The sequence below is a fragment of the Actinoallomurus iriomotensis genome (genome assembly GCF_030269445.1).
GTDB classification, from domain to species: domain Bacteria; phylum Actinomycetota; class Actinomycetes; order Streptosporangiales; family Streptosporangiaceae; genus Actinoallomurus; species Actinoallomurus iriomotensis.
Genome location: NZ_BSTJ01000002.1, coordinates 334,430 through 351,158 on the forward strand (window position 1 = coordinate 334,430; position 16,729 = coordinate 351,158).

The window sequence follows — 16,729 nt, forward strand, 5'->3', positions numbered from 1 at the left end:
CGGTGAGCCGGCCCGAGGAGTCCTGGTGCGGATCCGGTTACTCGGCACGACCGAGCTGCTCTCGGCCGACGCCACGCCCCTTCACGTCGGAGGGACGCGCCGCCGCGCCGCGTTGGCCGCGCTCGCTCTCGATCTCGGTCATCTCGTGCCCGTCGACCGGCTCGCGGACATCGTCTGGGACGGCGCGCCGCCCCGGCAGGCACGCGCCGCGCTGCAGGGGCACGTGGCGGCCCTGCGTCGGATACTGCCCGCCGGGCTCCTTCTGGAGACCCATGGGTCGGCCTACCGCCTGACCGGAGAGCCGGACCTGGTCGACTCCCACCGGTTCGAACGGCTCGTCGCGCGCGCCTCGGCCGCCGGGGTGGACGCCCCGGACCTGTTCGACCAGGCCCTGCGCCTGTGGCGCGGTCCCGCCCTCGCCGACCTGGCGGCCGGCGAGTTCTTCGGCGCGCAGGCCGAACGTCTCAACGCGATCCGGCTGCACGCCCTGGAGTCCTGGGCCGAAATCGAGATCCAGCGGGACTCGGGTGGCCGGCTCATCCCGCTGCTGCACACGGCCGCGCAGGAGAACCCCCTGCGCGAGTCGCTACTGGCCGCTCTCATGCGCTGCCTCCACCAGGAGGACCGTCGGTCCGCGGCCCTGGGTGTCTACCACCGGACCCGTGAGCGGCTCCGCCGGGAGCTGGGCGTACGGCCGGGCCCGGAGCTGCGGGCGGCCTTCGACCAGGTCCTCGAGGCGTCACGGCGACCCGCCACGCCGACCGGCTCGGGCCGGACCGCGGACGTCCCGACGGCCGCGGCGGAGCGGCCGGCGCCCCGCCTGCTGCCGCGAGAGCCGCGGGTCTTCGTCGGCCGGGTCGAGGAGCGCGACTGGCTGGACCAGATCTGTGGCGCCGCGAACGACGCGCCCCTGGCCGTCGTGACCGGTCCGGCCGGAGTCGGCAAGACCACGCTCGCCCTTCAGTGGGCGTACGCCGCCGCCGAACAGTTCCCCGACGGCCGGCTGTTCGCCGATCTGCACGGCTTCGACGGGATCGGGCCCGAGGACCCGGCGGCGGTCCTGGCCCGCTTCCTGCTGGCGCTGGGCGTCCCCGAGGCGGAGATCCCGCAGCGGGACGGCGAGCGTACCGGACTCTTCCGCGCCCTCACGCGTACGCTCCGGATGCTCATCGTCCTGGACAACGCCGTCGACGCCGACACCGTACGCCGGCTCCTTCCGGACGGCCGCCGCTGCGCCACGCTGGTGACCAGCAGGAACGCGATGCTCGACCTTGCGGTCACCGACGCCGGCGCGCTCCGGGCGCTCCCGGCGTTCTCCCCCGGCGAGGCAGCGGCGCTGCTGGAGAAGTGCGTGGGCGAGCGCGTCGCCGAAGAGCCCGAGCCCGCCGCGCGACTGGCGGAGCTGTGCGACCATCTGCCCCTCGCGCTGCGCGTCTGCGCGGCCCGTCTCGCGGTACGGCCGGACCGGCGGCTCGCCGACCTCGTCGCCGAGCTGACCGACGAGCGTACACGCCTGGACGAGATCGACCAGGACCGCGACACCGGCCTCACGGCCGCGCTGAACCTCACCCGCGCCCAGCTCCCGGACACCGAACGTACCCTGGTCACGCTGCTCGGGCTGCACCCCGGCACGAGCGTCGATCCGCACGCGGCGGCGGCTCTGCTCTCCTCCTCACTGCCCGAGGCGCGCGAGGCGCTCGACGGGCTGGCGGCCTGGCACATGGTCACCGAGTCCCATCCCGGGCAGTACACGCGCCAGGACCTCGTCGTCCTCTACTGCCAGGGGCTCGCCGCGGAGGAGTTCACCGCCGGTGAGCGCGCGGCCGCGCGGCTGCGTCTGCTGGAGTACTACCAGGAGGCGACGGCGCGGGCCACGCTCAAGGTCCCGGTCTACCGCATGCTGGTCTCCCACCCGGCGCGGCCGCCCTCCGGCGGCGCCCCGGATCCGGCGGACGGCGCCGCCGCGCTCACCTGGTTCCACGGTGTGGAGCCGGTCGTACGCGCCCTCATCCTGGAGGGACTGCGGGAGGGACGACACCGCGAGGTATGGCGGCTGTCGGAGAACGTCCAGGCGCTCTATTACCATGCGCCCAGTCTGAGTCGCTGGCCCGAGGTCGCCGCCGCCGCGTACGACGCCGCGCGCGCCGCCGGCGACCGGGCCACCGAGACCCGGGCCGTGGGCAGCCTCGGCACGGCTCTCGCCGAACGTGGCCGTCCGCGGGAGGCGGTGGAGCACCTCACCAGGGCGATCGAGCTGGCGCAGCGCGACGGTGACCCGCGGCTGCTCGTGAACGGCCACGTCCGGCTCGGTCTGGGGTTGCTGAAGCTCGGCACCGCGGCGCGCCAGGCGTATGAGGCGTTCGCCCGTGCGCTGTCACTCGCCGAGACGCTCGGCGAGGCCGAGATCCGGGTGGTCCTCCACCACCACGCGGGACGGGCGCTCCGCGACGCCGGCGACCTGCCGGGCGCGCTCGCGCAGATCGACGCGGCGTTGAGCATCGCGGCCGGGCTCACCGCCGACAACCGGACATTCCCCCTGTTCACCAGAGCGGAGGTGCTGTGGAGGCTGCGGCGTGGTGAGGAGGCCGCGGAGTCGGCCCGCGCCGCGCTCCGGCTCCTGACCGGCTACCGGCGGCCCGACACGGAGGCCGACTGCCGCGAACTGCTCGCCATGATCCTCCGGGACCTCGGCCAGACCGAGGCGGCTCAGGTGGAGGCCGTGCGGGCGACCCGCTTGCGCACCGGTGCCTCCCTACACGGATGAGCACCGCTGAACCCGGCCGGGGCAGGGCCGCGTTCGACCGGTACACGCGCCGAGGGCCCGTTGGAGGGCTTGGCGCAGAAGGGGAGAACCGCGCATGTCGACGAGCCAGGCCAAGCCCACCGTCCCCACCCCCTCGGCGGACGGATACGTGGACGGAGTCCTCGCCAACACGGCCGTCCGGACGCGGGAGCGGCTCGATGTCCTGGACGCCCTCTTCGCCCCGGCGACCGAGCGGGTCCTGACCGACCTGGACCTGCCGGCCTCGGGCCGCTTCGCCGAGATCGGCGCGGGAGGAGGAGCGACGGCACGCTGGCTCGCCCGAGCCCGCCCCGGAGCGACGGTCCTCGCCACCGACATCGACCCCGCCCTGTTCGACGGGGCGGGCCTGCCGAACCTGTCGATCGTCCGGCACGACGTACGGACCGGCCGTCTCCCGGCGGCCGCGTTCGACCTGGTGCACTGCCGGGCGGTCCTGTCCCACATTCCGGACCGGGAGCGGGTCATCCGGCGCATGAGCGAGTGGGTGGCTCCGGGAGGCTGGCTGGTCATCGAGGAGCCTCTGATCTGCCCGCTCGGCGACTCCGCCTACCCGGCGTTCGGCCGGCTGACCACCGCGATCGAGGAGGTCCTGCGCCGTACGGGCACCGACGTTCGATGGCCACGGCACGTGGCCCGCTCCCTCGGCGAGCTGGGCTGGGCGGACCTGGGCATGTCCGCGCTGATGTGCCCGTGCTACCGCGGCAGCCTGGGCAACGAGGCGATGCGCCTGACGGCGGTCCAGGCACTTCCGCCGATGGTGGAGAACGGTGTCCTCAGCCCGGAAGAGGCGGAGGCGGGCCTGGCCTGCCTCGATGACAAGGCCTTCGCCGAGATCGGATTCAGCCTGATCTCCGCCTGGACCCGTCGGCCCAGCTGAGTCCCCAAGGCGGGTGATCGGCGGTGGTGACGAACGCGGCGGCCGGGCGTTCGCGACGCCTTGACGAGTCCGGTGTAGAAGGTTTCAAACTGACGCGCTTGAGGGCGTGTACGTCTCCGCCGGTGGAGGACATTCTGGACGTATTGAGGTTCCTCGGTGATGGGCTTCCGCAAGCGGTGTCCCGCCGAAGGCGGGAAAATGTCCGAGCAGCGGCGCGGAGAGGATGACCGGGTGCGGGTGTTCAACAGACGGTTCGCCACGGCGACGAGGCGGCTCGAACACGCCGACACCGCGGTACGCCTGGCCGGGGTTTACGCGCTGGCCGGCCTGGCCGACGACTGGCAGGACAGCCGGCAGACCTGCATCGACGAGCTGTGCGCCTACCTGCGGATGCCCTACGAACATCCGCCGGACGGCCCTCCGGCCGCCGAACAGCTGTCGTTCGGCGGCAGCCAGGAGGTGCACCACACCGTCATCTCGATCATCACCGCGCACCTGCGCGACAACGCTCGGGTCTCCTGGCGAGGCCATGACTTCGACTTCACCGGTGTCCGCTTCGACGGAGGCGACTTCAGCGGCGCGGTGTTCTCCGGCGGCACCGTCGACTTCCGTGAGGCCGTGTTCTCCGGCGGCACCCTCGACTTCACCGGCGCCGTGTTCTCGGGCGCCACGGTCGACTTCACCGGCGCGCGGTTCTCCGGCGCCGCCATCGACTTCACCGGCGCGGAGTTCTCCCGCGGCCCCGTCCACTTCGTCGGCGCGGAGTTCTCCGGCGGCACCGTCCACTTCGGCGACGCGACGTTCTCCGGCGCCACCCACCACTTCATCGGCGCGGTGTTCTCCGGCGCCTCCATCGACTTCTCCGGCGCCGTCTTCTCGGGCGGCGCCGTCGACTTCACCGGCGCGGAGTTCTCCGGCGGCACCGTGCACTTCACCGGCACGGCGCTCTCCGGCGGCATCATCGGCTTCACCGGCGCGGAGTTCTCCGGCACCACCGCCGCATTCGCCGACGCGACGTTCTCGGGCGGCACTCTCGACTTCACCGACACGACGTTGTCCGGCGGCACCCTCCGTTTCACCGACGCGGAGTTCTCCGGCACCGCCATCGCCTTCACCCGCGCGACCTTCTCCGGCGCCACCGTCGACTTCACCGACGCGACGTTCTCCGGCCGCCGGGGCGGCCTCAGCAAGGACCTCGCCACGGACCCGCCCCCGGGGCTACTGCTGCCTCCCGCGTAGCAGCTGTCTGCGGACCGAGCGCAGCACACCGAGGACGCTCACCGTGCCCAGCAGCCCGGCCGCGCAGATCACCATGAAGGGAGGGACCACGGCGGCGATGGCGCCGCCGACGGCCATACCGAGACCCTGGAGGGTCATGATGCCGGCGCCCAACAGGGACATGGCCTGACCTCGCATCGTCTCGGGAACCGCCTCGACGAACCACCTGTCCATGCCGAGCGTGTACGCGGCGCACAGCCCGGTGAGCAGCATCAATCCGGTCGCGAGCGGCAACGGCGGGTGGACCGCGAACGCGATCATCGGTAGCAGCGATACGGCCGCGAGCGGCAGCGTGAGGCGGTCGCGGGCGGCGGGGCCGAGCAGGGTGCCGATCAGCGCCTCGCTCACCACGGTGCCGACGGGCATCGCGGCCAGGAACAGGCCGAAGCCGGCGGAGCCCGCCCCAGAGGCGGCGGCCAAGGGCGCGGCGACCCCTTCGGCGACCACGAAGAACATCGGCGGCACCCACCACATCAGCAGCAGCGCGCGAATGCGAGCGTCGCCGAGCAACCGTCCGGCCGAGGCGATCGAATCACGTGTCATCGCGCCGCCTCCCGACACCCGCGCGGGCCGGTCACGGGTGCCCAGGCGTAGCAACAGAGCGGAACAGAGGAACGTGAGGATGGTGACGCGTAGCGCGGTGCGGGGCGACACCCACGCCAGCGCCAGGCCGCCCAGACCGTAGCCGATGACCTGGGAACCCTGCGAGACGATCCGGATCAGCGAGCGCCCCAGGACGTACCGGTCCCCCTGCAGGATGTCCGCGAGGCTCGCCGCCCGGGTGCCGGTGAACAGCGGTGAGATCATCGAGACGGCGAAACGCAGCAGGAACAGGACGGCGATCGGGGTCGCCGGGATCGCCATCAGCATCACACAGCCCGCCGACAGCAGGTCGCAGGCGACCAGCACACGGCGAGGCGGATACCGGTCGGCGATGCCGGACAGCGCGACCCCGCTGAGCGCGTAGGGCAGGAAACCGAGGGCGAAGACGAGAGCCGTCAACAGCGCCGAGCCGGTCTGCCGGAAGACCAGGACGGCCAGCGAGACCTCGGCGAGGACGCCGCCCAGCACGGAAAGAATATGAGCGACGAAGACGGCACGGAATTCTTTGACCGCGAACACGGCGCCATATCCGGCCCTGGCGCTTTCGTCGCCCCGCGCGCCGGTGAGCGAATGGTCCGATTCAGTGGACGAAGAGGACGCCACCATGTAAAGGATGCCCCACTTTCCCTACCGGCGCATATCTCATCGGCCGGTCCGGGGAGTTGTGTACCAGGGCATCGGAGCCCGCACCCCGGACCGGCATCGCTCCCAGAGAAACACCTGGTCAGCGAGGCACCCAGTTCTTGGGAACCCAGTTCTTCGGGACCCAGTTCTCGGGAACCCAGTTCTGCGTGTTGTCCATTCCGTCTCACCCCCAACCTACACGTGGAAACGGCGCCCACAGCGGCCTCGTAAAGGCGGACCGACCGGCTCTTGAATGGGCGCTCGCAGGCAACTTTGGCGGGCGCCTCCTTCTGTGTCAATAGGAAGTGGGACACATGGGATGAAGTAGCAAGAAAAGCTCCTTCCCGGTGCTCAGCGGCTGCTCCCGAGCCGATGGGCGACTTTTCGAGCGCGGTACTGACGCCATTTCGTACGGACCCAGAGGGCCTGCGGCCCGCCGAGAAAGAGCAGTACCGCGAGGCCGTCGAGGCGTTCGCCGGAGCCGTGGCCGGGCCCGGCGCGGCGGACGGCGTGGATCAGCATCGTGAGGTCGGTGGGGACGGTGACCGTGGCCAGCGCGGCCAAGGCCAGCGCGGTTCCGGTGAGGAGGACGACGCTGTAGACGCGAACCGCGTGTCGCTGCGCCGGGGCCAGTTGGCGGCTGGGGTCCGCGACCCGGGGCTTGCCGCGTGACAGCACGCGGCCAGCGAGGTACCGCATATAGGCGCGGCCGTCCCCGAACAGATCGCGGCAGCCGGTGAGGTCCTGCAGGACGAAGTACACGTCGGTCCGCATGAAGATCATGCCTTCGAACGGCAGCGGGATCAGCGCCAGAAGTACCAGGATCGCGAGCGCACGGTGGGCAGGGGTGTGGGGACCGGTCGCGGCCAGCACGAGGATGCCCGTAGCGGCGATGGTGAGGTTGACGGTGCTGCCGGCAAGGTACGCGGTGAGCCGATGGCGGCGCGGGGCCAGGTCGATCCCGCTCATGTCGGTCTGCACGACCAGGAACTGCAACCGGGTTCCGAGTTCGATCCGGGCGGGCACCCCGGCCGCGCGGGCGACGATCAGATGCGCGGTCTCGTGGAGGAACAGCAAGGGCCAGCCGACCGCGAACACCACCAGCAGGACCAGGCTGCCGTACGGGCTCCAGAGCAGGTCGTGGTAACCGGGCATCAGGCGGGGGCGAGCGGCCAGGACGATCAAAGCGGCCGCGACCACCGCGCCCAGTGCGATCGGCACGATCGGGCTCAGCGACCAGGCCACGAGGCGGGGCGTGAGCCACGGGAAGGTGGCTCGTGGCGGCGCGGGGCCGGACAGGAGGACACCGTCGACCTCGGCCACGAAACCGAGCGCCGCCAGATCACTGACGAAGTCGCAGATGTCGAGGTCAGCACCCGTCTCTTCGGCAAGGACGCGCCGGGCCTCCCCGGCGGTCAGGTCCTGTTCGAGCAGCTCGATCGCCCGGGCGCCGACAGCGGGTAACACCACGAAGTCGCCGGTGTCGAGCCGCCCGACGATCACCTCCTCGCCGTCCGGCCGGGAGGCCAGCTCGTGCAACCGGATGCGGGTGCGGTCCCCGACCTTCGGCGGGGAGACGCGGGTCGTCATCGCACCGCTCCGGCCGGCGGTGTCGCGTCACCGGCCGTCGACGATTCACCGCAGGCAGGACAGTCCGGCCGACGCGGGAAGCGCTGCAGGACCGTATCGTCCAAGGCTGCGAGGTTGATGCCGTACCGGAAGCCGGGCTCCATCGGCGGGGCGCCGGTGAGCAACGCCAGGGCGGCGTGCGCGACCAGCGAACCGGAAAGGCCGGCGGTGACCGCCGTGACAGGGTGCCACGCCATCCGCGGTGAAGCCGCCTCCTCCTCCTGACCTGGCGCCAGACCGAGATCGCGGCGGTCGGCCTCTCCCGCGCGCTGGCACTCCCAGCAGGCCCCGTCGCCGGGGACGTGTATGCCGGCGGTGGCCAGCGGGCCGTGGTAGCCGCCGTCGACCCAGGGCGTACCCGTGCCCAGGCAGACGCGGTTGGCCCAGCGGCGGATCTCGGGCGGCTGGTCGGCGCACATGACGAGCAGGTCGTACGGCGCCGGGCCGGCGTCCAGGAGCATCGCGAGGTCCTCGGGACCGGACACGCGGCGCTGCTCGCCGGTGATCTCCGGGTGGTGGTTGAGGGCTCGCAGATCCTCCAGCGCCACGTCGAGCTTGGGCCGGCCGATGTCCCGTTGACGGTACAAAGGCTGGCGATTGAGATTGGACAACTCCACGGTGTCGTGGTCGACGCAGTGGAGGTGCCCGACACCCGAGGCCACCAGGGCCTGCGCGCAGAAACCTCCGGTGCCGCCCAGGCCGACCAGCAGTACCCGCCCGTCCCGCAGCCGTTCCTGCATCTCCCACGCGCTGCGGCGGGGGCTGCGGTCGAGCCAGCGCAGCAGCGTGACGCCGCGGCTGTAACGCTCCTGCTCCGCCGAGGACAACGACGGCGGCGGGGCGTCGACGTCTTCCAGATGGCCCGCCGCTTGAAGATCCGCCACGGCCTGAAGAACCTCCGCGACGGTCACCTCCGAGTGCGCCGCGGCGACCTGCTCCGCGATCTCGCCGGAAGTACGGGCACCGTCCAGAGCCTGCGTCAACGTCCAGACCCAGCCGTCCGGGTCGTCGATCTCCACCCCGATCCCGAAAATCACACTGCCCATCCGCACGGCGCCGGAGACCGTCCGGTAGGCGGCGTGCTCAGGTTTAATCCGCGGCCGCAGCATCATCGCAAAGAACCTCCGCTCCAGACGAAACCCTTGACACGTTCATACCTCACATTAATCATGAGGAGAAGGTAATTACCTGTTGTGTCAGTCGCATTACCACTCACATGGAAAGGAGGGCGACAATGGAGAAGATTAAGATCAAGCTGCTCGACAAGAAGCAGACCACCGGTGTCAGCGGCGAGGGCGGCTGAGTCTCAGCGCCAATCAGGCCGGCGGGCGGGCCACCGCCCGCCGCGCCACCGGAAGAACATGGCTGACCTGCACTAATGGAGCGCTCCGATATGGCGCAGAAGACAGTGGCGCGACCGACGGAGATGACGGCATATTGAAGGACGCCTTCCATATCGCATTCATAGAATGATAGATACGTGCGCTAGACCCGTGTTCGTACAGCCGAGAGTCGATATCATTTCTTCAGACGGCGAAATAGCGCCGCCCGCGATGGGCGGCTTCTTGCGTCCGACGCCGAAAATCTCCTTTATTTCTACGTCTGCGCTCACCCCCCAGCCGCGCTGCTCACCGCACCCCTCTGGGGACTGCTTCCGCCTGCTGAACCGCTGATCACGGCAAGCCGCCGCGAAGTGGTGGCGCCTCTCGGGAGCGGGAGCCACCGGTTCCCACAGATCGTCCGGCACAAGATCCGCGGCATGACACGCGATGCGCACGGAATCGGTCGAGGCCCCGGGATGTCGCCGGAAGCCCCTTGAGTCCGATCTTGGTCCGGCCGGAGACCGACGGCGTCCACGACGGTCGCCGTACTTCACGGCCGCCCTCGCCCGGACGAAGAGCCGCGTGAGCGTCATGCTCCACCGAGGCGCCCTTCCCCACACGCCCCGCCCCGCCTGACCAGGCCGCGCCCGTGTGCTGGACCGCGCAAACGTCCCCTATACCACTGGTTCGGCAGACCCGGGGACACGTTGCCGCCACCGAAATGGTTGGATGACTCGGTCATGAAAATTCTGCGGCTGGCCTACGCGCCACGCCGGTTTCCGAATGGACCCGCAGGATGCTCATTGGTGTTGTCAACGAGAGCCAGGACGAGACTCGGGTAGCCGCGACCCCGAAGACGGCCAGGCAGTTACAGGGCCTGGGGTACGACGTGGTCGTCGAGGCCGGGGCAGGTGAGCGGTCGAGCTTCACCGATGACGCCTACGCCGAGGCCGGGGCCACGATCGGCGACCCGTGGGCCGCCGACGTCGTGTTCAAGGTCAACGCCCCGACGACCGAGGAGATCGCCCGGCTGCACGACGGCGCGATCCTGGTGTCGCTGCTGGCTCCGGCGCTGAACCCGGAGCTGCTCGATGCCCTGGCGGCGCGGCCGATCACCGCGCTGGCGATGGACGCGGTGCCGCGGATCTCGCGGGCGCAGTCACTGGACGTGCTGAGTTCGATGGCCAACATCGCCGGATATCGCGCGGTGGTCGAGGCGGCTCACGTCTTCGGCCGGTTCTTCACCGGCCAGGTGACGGCCGCGGGCAAGGTGCCGCCGGCCAAGGTGCTGGTGGCCGGCGCCGGAGTGGCCGGACTGGCCGCGATCGGCGCGGCGTCGAGCCTGGGCGCGATCGTACGGGCCACCGACCCGCGGCCGGAAGTGGCCGACCAGGTGCGGTCGCTGGGGGGTGAGTTCCTGGCCGTCGAGGCCGAGCAGAAGGCGTCCAGCGACGGCTACGCCCGGGCGACGAGCGAGGACTACGATCGGCGGGCCGCCGAGATCTACTCCGAGCAGGCCGCCGACGTCGACATCGTCATCACCACCGCGCTGATCCCGGGGCGACCGGCGCCCAAGCTGCTGAGCGCCGAACAGGTCGCGACGATGAAGCCGGGCTCGGTGATCGTCGACATGGCCGCGGCACAGGGCGGCAACGTCGAGGGCTCGGTGGCCGGAGAGGTCGTCACCACGGGCAACGGCGTGACGATCATCGGCTACACCGATCTCGCCGGGCGACTGCCCGCGCAGGCCAGTCAGCTGTACGGCACCAACCTGGTCAACCTCATGAAGCTGCTGACGCCGGACAAGGACGGGAAGGTCGTGCTCGACCTCGACGACGTCGTCCAGCGCGGCATCACGGTGGTCCGCGACGGCGAGAAGCTGTGGCCGCCACCGCCCGTCCAGGTGTCCGCGACCCCGGCCGCGGCCCCCGGCCCGGCGGCCGAACTCAAGCCGGCGAAGGCGCCTCGCCCGGCCTGGGTGAAGTTCGCCGCCGTGGGCGTCGGAATCGTCGTGCTGTGGCTGATCTCGGCACTGGCCCCGCCGCCGATCCCCGAGCACTTCACCGTGCTGATGCTGGCGGTGGTGATCGGCTACTACGTGATCGGCAAGGTGCACCACGCGCTGCACACGCCGCTGATGTCGGTCACCAACGCCATTTCCGGGATCATCGTCGTCGGCGCCATGTTGCAGATCGGCATCCAGGGCAGCGGCGACGACACCGTCGTCATCGTGCTGTCGGCCGTCGCCATCCTGCTGGCGTCCATCAACATCTTCGGCGGCTTCGCCGTGACCCGACGCATGCTGAGCATGTTCACGAGGGAGTAGCGCACTACGGCACGGTCCGACCACGAACCTCTCCACAGCCAGAAACACCACGGGGCGTCAAAGTGAGCACTCATTCGGTCGCGGACGCGGCGTACATCGTCGCCGCGCTGCTGTTCGTCCTGTCCCTCGCCGGCCTGAGCAAGCACGAGACCGCCAAGCAGGGCATCGTCTTCGGCATCTCGGGCATGGTCATCGCCCTGGCCGCCACCATCGGCGTGGCCACCGAGCACGCGCGTACCGTGGCCGTCGTGCTGCTGGTCGTCGCGATCGTCGTCGGCGCCGGCATCGGCCTGTGGCGGGCCCGGGTCGTCGAGATGACCGGCATGCCCGAACTGATCGCGCTGCTGCACAGCTTCGTCGGCCTGGCCGCCGCACTGGTCGGCTGGGACGGCTACTACTCGGTCGAGCACAACAGCGGCCAGCGCGAATTCGCCGGATCGCTGCTGCGCATCCACCACGCCGAGGTGTTCATCGGCGTCTTCATCGGTGCCGTCACCCTCACCGGTTCGATCGTCGCCAACCTCAAGCTGTCGGCGCGGATCAATTCGTCCCCACTGATGCTGCCGGGCAAGAACTACATCAACCTCGGCGCCCTGGCCGCGTTCGTCGTGCTCACCGTCTTCTTCGTCCACTCACCGAACCTGCCGTTGCTGATCGCCGTCACCGCGGTCGCGCTCGCCCTCGGCTGGCACCTGGTCGCCTCCATCGGAGGCGGCGACATGCCGGTGGTCGTGTCGATGCTCAACAGCTACTCGGGCTGGGCCGCGGCGGCGTCGGGTTTCCTGCTCGACAACAACCTGCTCATCGTCACCGGTGCGCTGGTCGGCTCGTCCGGCGCCTACCTGAGCTACATCATGTGCCAGGCGATGAACCGCTCGTTCATCTCCGTCATCGCCGGCGGCTTCGGCGTCGAAGCCGGACCGGCCGACGACACCGACTACGGCGAACACCGCGAGATCGACGCCGTCGGCGCGGCCGAGTTGCTACGCGACGCCTCGTCGGTGGTGATCACGCCCGGCTACGGCATGGCGGTCGCCCAGGCGCAGTACCCGGTGGCCGAGCTGACCAAGAAGCTGCGCGAACGCGGCGTCGACGTCCGCTTCGGCATCCACCCGGTCGCCGGACGTCTGCCCGGGCACATGAACGTGCTGCTCGCCGAGGCCAAGGTGCCCTACGACATCGTCCTGGAGATGGACGAGATCAACGACGACCTCGCCGACACCGATGTCGTCCTGGTCATCGGCGCCAACGACACCGTCAACCCGGCCGCCACCGAGGACCCCGACTCCCCCATCGCCGGCATGCCGGTGCTGCGGGTCTGGGAGGCGAGGGATGTCATCGTCTTCAAGCGCTCGATGGCGGTCGGCTACGCCGGGGTGCAGAACCCCCTCTTCTTCCGCGACAACAGCCAGATGCTCTTCGGCGACGCCAAGGCACGGGTCGAGGACATCCTTGTCGCGCTGTCGACACAGCCGGACCAACTGAGAGGCCGAGGCCGAACGCTCGACCCGGTCGGCTAGGCACCACGGCACGCGGGCGGTTCGTCATGCACTGCCGCACCCGGAACGAGCGTCGTGGCCACCCCAGCAGTGCCTCCGGCCGGCGCCGTTCGGCTTGTCCTGTCTCGGATCTCGCTAGTAAGTCAGAATGCCGACCAAGCCGCCAGAACGGCCACCCAGAATGCTCCGGCGCCCAACGCGCCGATCACCAAGCCGCACAGGCTTAGATAGAGGACGTTACCGACCGCATTCTGCGTCCGCACCGGCCAACGATCGGCGTTCCGGGGGTTGCGGCGGCTGTAGACGATCTCCACGGGCTCTCCCGTCTCCGGCAACAGCGTGCCGTTCCACCCGTAGACGCTCGCCGTCCGAGTGGTCCCGGCGAGGTCCTCGAACCGCACCGCCACTCCGCTCCCGTACCGTCCGGGGACACTCCCGACGCACGTGCCCCGTGCCCGAACACCGCGCAGCTTGAGGTACATGCCGGATGATGCCGCCACCAACACGGCGCGCGCCATGAAGAATGCGAAACCAGCGACCGCCAGAAGGATCACCGCGCTGACTATCCTCAGATCCGCCCCCTCCACGCGTTCTCACCGCGCGCGGCAGCGCGCCCCGCGGCGAGCCGCACGACTGACCCGATCGGATCGTATCCGCCGCCGCTACCAGCCCTACCGCTGGACCACGCGGCCGTACGCACAGAAAAGGCCGGTTCCTTGATCGGAACCGGCCTTCGAGGTGGGTGGGCGATACTGGGTTCGAACCAGTGACCTCTTCGGTGTGAACGAAGCGCTCTCCCACTGAGCTAATCGCCCCGGACGGGTTTCCCCGTCGCCAGCAAAGATTAGCGCATTCCGGCACCTCTTCGCGCGCCGCCCGGTGGTGCGGTGTCGGTCAGCGCGCGGTCCACGGCAGGTTCAGGCCGTACCGCTCCAGGTAGATGATCACGCCGGCCGCGATCACCACTCCCCCGCCGATGGCGATCAGTTGGTTTCTTCTGCGGGTCTCCGGGTCGAGGGCCTTGTCCTTCGCCTTGGTGGCCGTGTCCTTGGCCCACAGGAGGGCGACGCGGGCCCAGGCGAACTCCGTGGCCAGGATGGCGAAGCCGACGAAGATCGCGGCCCAGCCCGGGCCGGGCAGGACGAGCATCGCGACGCCGGCCAGCAGCACCGCCGTGCCCACGGTGAACACCGCGACACGCCACGCGTTGTTCAACAGAGTGTTACGTCGTACGCGCTCGCGCCAGCGGGTCAGGTGCTCGGACACGCATCGACCATAGCGCTTCCGCGCAGGTCAGAGCGGGTATCAGGTCGGTGAGGCCGGTCAGCTCTGTGTTCGGGGGGCGGAATGTTCTTAGGAGTTCTCGCAGTTACGGGTCAGAGACCGAAGGGGACACCCGTTGGAGGGAGCGACGTCCTCACCCAGAGCCCGCGATGCGGGTCCGATGCCTGAAGGAATGGCCCGATGAACAGCAGCAGCACCGCCTCGGCCGAGGTCGGCCTTCGGCTCGTCGTTCCCGACCGCACGACGGTCCCGCTGCTCGCGACCCTTGAATACGCCGCCGACGACCCCTATGCCATCCGTGTCGCGTTTCACGTCGGTGATGATGATCCAGTCGAGTGGATCTTTGCTCGCGAGTTGCTGACCGTTGGTGTGGTGCGGCGGGTCGGGGACGGGGACGTTCAGGTGTGGCCCGCGGACGACGTCCGCGACCGCTCGTTGAACCTGTCTCTTTCGTCACCCTTTGGTACCGCCCATTTCGAGGCTCCGCTCACGCCCCTGACCGACTTTCTCAACCGCACGTACGAGATCGTGGCCGCGGGCCGGGAGTCGGACTTCATCGACATCGAGGCGGAACTGGACGACCTGCTCTGGCACTCCTGACCCAACGGACCGTACGGCCCCGCGCCAAGCGCCTCCCAGCGCTGGCCCACACCCGACGGCGCGGGGCCGTACGCACGATCACGGGTCGAGGTCGGCCGCGCCCCGCTCGGCGAACGCCTCGATGGCCTTGCGGGTGACGGGACCCGGCGCGGCCGGCAGCACCGTGCCGTCGACCGCCCTGATCGGCTGCACGTCACGGGTCGTGGAGGTCAGGAAGGCCTCCTCCGCCTCGGTGAACTCCCCCAGCGGCACGTCCGTCTCCTCCCCGCCGACCCACTCGAGCACGAGCGCGCGGGTGATCCCGGCAAGGCAGCCGGAGGACAGCGGCGGGGTGATCAGCCGGCCGCCGCGGACCAGGAAGACGTTGGAACCGGTGCCCTCGCAGAGGTTTCCGGCGAGGTTGCCGAAGATCGCTTCGGCGCCGCCGTGGTCGTGGGCGTACGCGAGGGCCTTGGCGTTGTCGCCGTAGGAGGTCGTCTTCAGCCCGGACAGGGCGCCCCGCTCGTTGCGCGGCCACGGCACGACCGAGACGTCGCCGGTGGCCGGGAACGGCTGCTGCTCGGCGACGGCCACGATCGCGGTCGCGCCGGTCGTGCCGCGGTCGGAGCCGAGCGGGCCCTCGCCGCTGGTGTAGGTGATGCGGATGCGGGCGAGCTCCCACTTGGGCGCGGCCTCGAGGACGTCGAGGGTGCCCTGGCGGATGGCGTCCAGGTCCGGCTCGGGCAGGCCGAGCCCGGCGGCCGAGACGGCGAGCCGGTCCAGGTGACGGGTGAGGGCGAACGACCGGCCGCGCACGGCCTTGATCGTCTCGAAGACGCCGTCACCCACGAGGATGCCGTGGTCGAACACGGATACTCGTGCGTCCTCGGGGGCGTGCAGCGCCCCATTGATCCATACCGGACCGGAACTCATCGCGAAGCTACCTCCAATAGCCGAGCCGCCTTCAGCTCGGTCTCCTGCCATTCGCGCCGGGGGTCGGAATGCCACGTGATGCCCGCTCCGGTACCGAACCTGAGCAGATCACCGGTTGCCCAGAAGGTACGGATGCCGACCGCGAGCGCACCACGCCGGGAATCCGCGTCCACCCAGCCGATGGCTCCACAGTACGGGCCGCGGGGCACCGGTTCGAGCTCATTGAGGAGGGTCAGCGCGCTGGACTTGGGCGCGCCGGTCACCGATCCGGGCGGGAAGGTCGCGGCGATCAGCTCCGGCCACCCCGTTCCGGCCGGGAGCCGGCTCCGTACCGTCGAGACAAGGTGCACCAGACCGGGATGTTCCTCCAGCGCGCACAGGGCGGGAACCGAAACCGACCCTGGTTCGGCCACCCGGCCGAGATCGTTGCGGACCAGATCGACAATCATGACGTTCTCGGCCCGGTCCTTGGGCAGGAGCTCCTCCGGCGTACGGGCGGTGCCCTTGATCGGGCGCGACTCGACCACGTCTCCCGCACGGGACAGGTAAAGCTCCGGCGAGGCGGAGGCGATCTGGAGCCCCGGCAGCCGCATGACCGCGCCGTACGGGGAGGGATTGCCGCGGGCGAGGGCGTGGCCCAGGCCGAGCAGGTCGCTCCCGGGCAGCGGCGCGGACAGCACGCGGCACAGGTTGGCCTGGTAGACGGTGCCCTCCGCGATCGCCGCGCGGATCGTCTCCACCCCGGCGACGTAGGCGTCCCGGCCGAGCGAGCTGGTCCAGGACTCGCGCGGCGGCCCCTGCCAGGGCGCGTACGGGAGCGGTGTCCGGCGTACGGTGCCGAACCGCGCGCAGGTGACCTCGCCCTCGTACGTGACGACGACGGCCCAGTGCCCCGATGAGTCGAGGGCGGTCAGATCGCTGGTCACATCTGTCAGTTCGGTGGCCAGCAACCCGCCGGCGTGGGCGAACATG

At 70.3% G+C, this 16,729-nt stretch carries 13 protein-coding genes and 1 tRNA gene; 6 read left to right on the top strand and 8 right to left on the bottom strand.

Annotated features, from left to right (window positions below; translation table 11 throughout):
• Positions 1–25 precede the first annotated feature (25 nt).
• The 3 genes from QSK37_RS10355 (at position 26) to QSK37_RS10365 (ending at position 4,919) form a co-directional block, all read left to right on the top strand.
• A complete protein-coding gene (locus QSK37_RS10355) occupies positions 26–2,764 on the top strand; it encodes an AfsR/SARP family transcriptional regulator (RefSeq protein ID WP_285619344.1) in 2,739 nt (912 codons plus the stop codon).
• A 94-nt stretch (positions 2,765–2,858) separates the two neighbouring features.
• Positions 2,859–3,680 carry a class I SAM-dependent methyltransferase gene (locus QSK37_RS10360; protein WP_285619346.1) on the top strand — a complete coding sequence of 274 codons (822 nt, stop codon included), beginning with the start codon at positions 2,859–2,861 and terminating at the stop codon, positions 3,678–3,680.
• A gap of 198 nt (positions 3,681–3,878) precedes the next feature.
• Complete coding sequence (locus QSK37_RS10365) at positions 3,879–4,919, top strand: pentapeptide repeat-containing protein (RefSeq protein ID WP_285619347.1); 1,041 nt, start codon at positions 3,879–3,881, stop codon at positions 4,917–4,919.
• On the opposite strand, the gene QSK37_RS10370 is transcribed toward QSK37_RS10365, so the two are convergent.
• From QSK37_RS10370 to QSK37_RS10380, 3 genes are all read right to left on the bottom strand, one after another.
• Positions 4,899–6,167, bottom strand: a complete 1,269-nt coding sequence (locus tag QSK37_RS10370) for an MFS transporter (protein WP_285619348.1) — start codon at positions 6,165–6,167, stop codon at positions 4,899–4,901. The two genes, QSK37_RS10365 and QSK37_RS10370, sit on opposite strands and share 21 nt — an antisense overlap.
• A 369-nt stretch (positions 6,168–6,536) precedes the next feature.
• A complete protein-coding gene (locus QSK37_RS10375) occupies positions 6,537–7,775 on the bottom strand; it encodes a zinc metalloprotease (protein WP_285619349.1) in 1,239 nt (412 codons plus the stop codon).
• On the bottom strand, positions 7,772–8,860 hold the full coding sequence (locus QSK37_RS10380; RefSeq protein ID WP_285619351.1) for a HesA/MoeB/ThiF family protein: 1,089 nt from the start codon (positions 8,858–8,860) through the stop codon (positions 7,772–7,774). Before QSK37_RS10380 ends, QSK37_RS10375 begins: the two co-directional genes overlap by 4 nt.
• A 1,072-nt stretch (positions 8,861–9,932) precedes the next feature.
• On the opposite strand from QSK37_RS10380, the gene QSK37_RS10385 reads away from it, so the two are divergent.
• Entirely contained in the window at positions 9,933–11,462 is a 1,530-nt protein-coding gene (locus QSK37_RS10385; RefSeq protein WP_285619353.1) for a Re/Si-specific NAD(P)(+) transhydrogenase subunit alpha, read from the top strand.
• A 62-nt stretch (positions 11,463–11,524) separates the two neighbouring features.
• Entirely contained in the window at positions 11,525–12,982 is a 1,458-nt protein-coding gene (pntB, locus tag QSK37_RS10390) for a Re/Si-specific NAD(P)(+) transhydrogenase subunit beta (protein WP_285619355.1), read from the top strand.
• A gap of 122 nt (positions 12,983–13,104) precedes the next feature.
• On the opposite strand, the gene QSK37_RS10395 is transcribed toward pntB, so the two are convergent.
• The 3 genes from QSK37_RS10395 to QSK37_RS10405 form a co-directional block, all read right to left on the bottom strand.
• Positions 13,105–13,548: a hypothetical protein gene (locus QSK37_RS10395; protein WP_285619356.1), complete on the bottom strand. Its 444-nt coding sequence runs from the start codon at positions 13,546–13,548 to the stop codon at positions 13,105–13,107.
• A gap of 156 nt (positions 13,549–13,704) precedes the next feature.
• Positions 13,705–13,776 (bottom strand) — tRNA-Val (locus QSK37_RS10400).
• A 79-nt stretch (positions 13,777–13,855) separates the two neighbouring features.
• Positions 13,856–14,227 carry a TIGR02611 family protein gene (locus QSK37_RS10405; protein ID WP_285581041.1) on the bottom strand — a complete coding sequence of 124 codons (372 nt, stop codon included), beginning with the start codon at positions 14,225–14,227 and terminating at the stop codon, positions 13,856–13,858.
• 198 nt (positions 14,228–14,425) lie between these two features.
• Between QSK37_RS10405 and QSK37_RS10410 the strand changes: the two genes are divergently transcribed.
• Positions 14,426–14,845, top strand: a complete 420-nt coding sequence (locus QSK37_RS10410; protein ID WP_285581039.1) for an SsgA family sporulation/cell division regulator — start codon at positions 14,426–14,428, stop codon at positions 14,843–14,845.
• A 78-nt stretch (positions 14,846–14,923) separates the two neighbouring features.
• Here QSK37_RS10410 and QSK37_RS10415 read toward each other — a convergent pair whose 3' ends face one another.
• Both QSK37_RS10415 and QSK37_RS10420 read right to left on the bottom strand, forming a co-directional pair.
• On the bottom strand, positions 14,924–15,757 hold the full coding sequence (locus QSK37_RS10415; RefSeq protein ID WP_285581038.1) for an aminotransferase class IV: 834 nt from the start codon (positions 15,755–15,757) through the stop codon (positions 14,924–14,926).
• Positions 15,754–16,728 carry an anthranilate synthase component I family protein gene (locus tag QSK37_RS10420; RefSeq protein WP_285619358.1) on the bottom strand — a complete coding sequence of 325 codons (975 nt, stop codon included), beginning with the start codon at positions 16,726–16,728 and terminating at the stop codon, positions 15,754–15,756. The genes QSK37_RS10415 and QSK37_RS10420 overlap by 4 nt, the downstream gene beginning before the upstream one ends.
• Between the last annotated feature and the right edge of the window lies 1 nt (position 16,729).

What these genes read in the sequence shown, in the direction of transcription:
- QSK37_RS10380 (WP_285619351.1), bottom strand. Translation starts at nt 8,860, where the DNA reads ATGGGCAGTGTGATTTTCGGGATCGGGGTGGAGATCGACGACCCGGAC.
- QSK37_RS10365 (WP_285619347.1), top strand. Translation starts at nt 3,879, where the DNA reads ATGTCCGAGCAGCGGCGCGGAGAGGATGACCGGGTGCGGGTGTTCAAC.
- QSK37_RS10375 (WP_285619349.1), bottom strand. Translation starts at nt 7,775, where the DNA reads ATGACGACCCGCGTCTCCCCGCCGAAGGTCGGGGACCGCACCCGCATC.
- QSK37_RS10410 (WP_285581039.1), top strand. Translation starts at nt 14,426, where the DNA reads ATGAACAGCAGCAGCACCGCCTCGGCCGAGGTCGGCCTTCGGCTCGTC.
- QSK37_RS10415 (WP_285581038.1), bottom strand. Translation starts at nt 15,757, where the DNA reads ATGAGTTCCGGTCCGGTATGGATCAATGGGGCGCTGCACGCCCCCGAG.
- QSK37_RS10385 (WP_285619353.1), top strand. Translation starts at nt 9,933, where the DNA reads ATGCTCATTGGTGTTGTCAACGAGAGCCAGGACGAGACTCGGGTAGCC.
- QSK37_RS10360 (WP_285619346.1), top strand. Translation starts at nt 2,859, where the DNA reads ATGTCGACGAGCCAGGCCAAGCCCACCGTCCCCACCCCCTCGGCGGAC.
- QSK37_RS10370 (WP_285619348.1), bottom strand. Translation starts at nt 6,167, where the DNA reads ATGGTGGCGTCCTCTTCGTCCACTGAATCGGACCATTCGCTCACCGGC.
- QSK37_RS10420 (WP_285619358.1), bottom strand. Translation starts at nt 16,728, where the DNA reads ATGTTCGCCCACGCCGGCGGGTTGCTGGCCACCGAACTGACAGATGTG.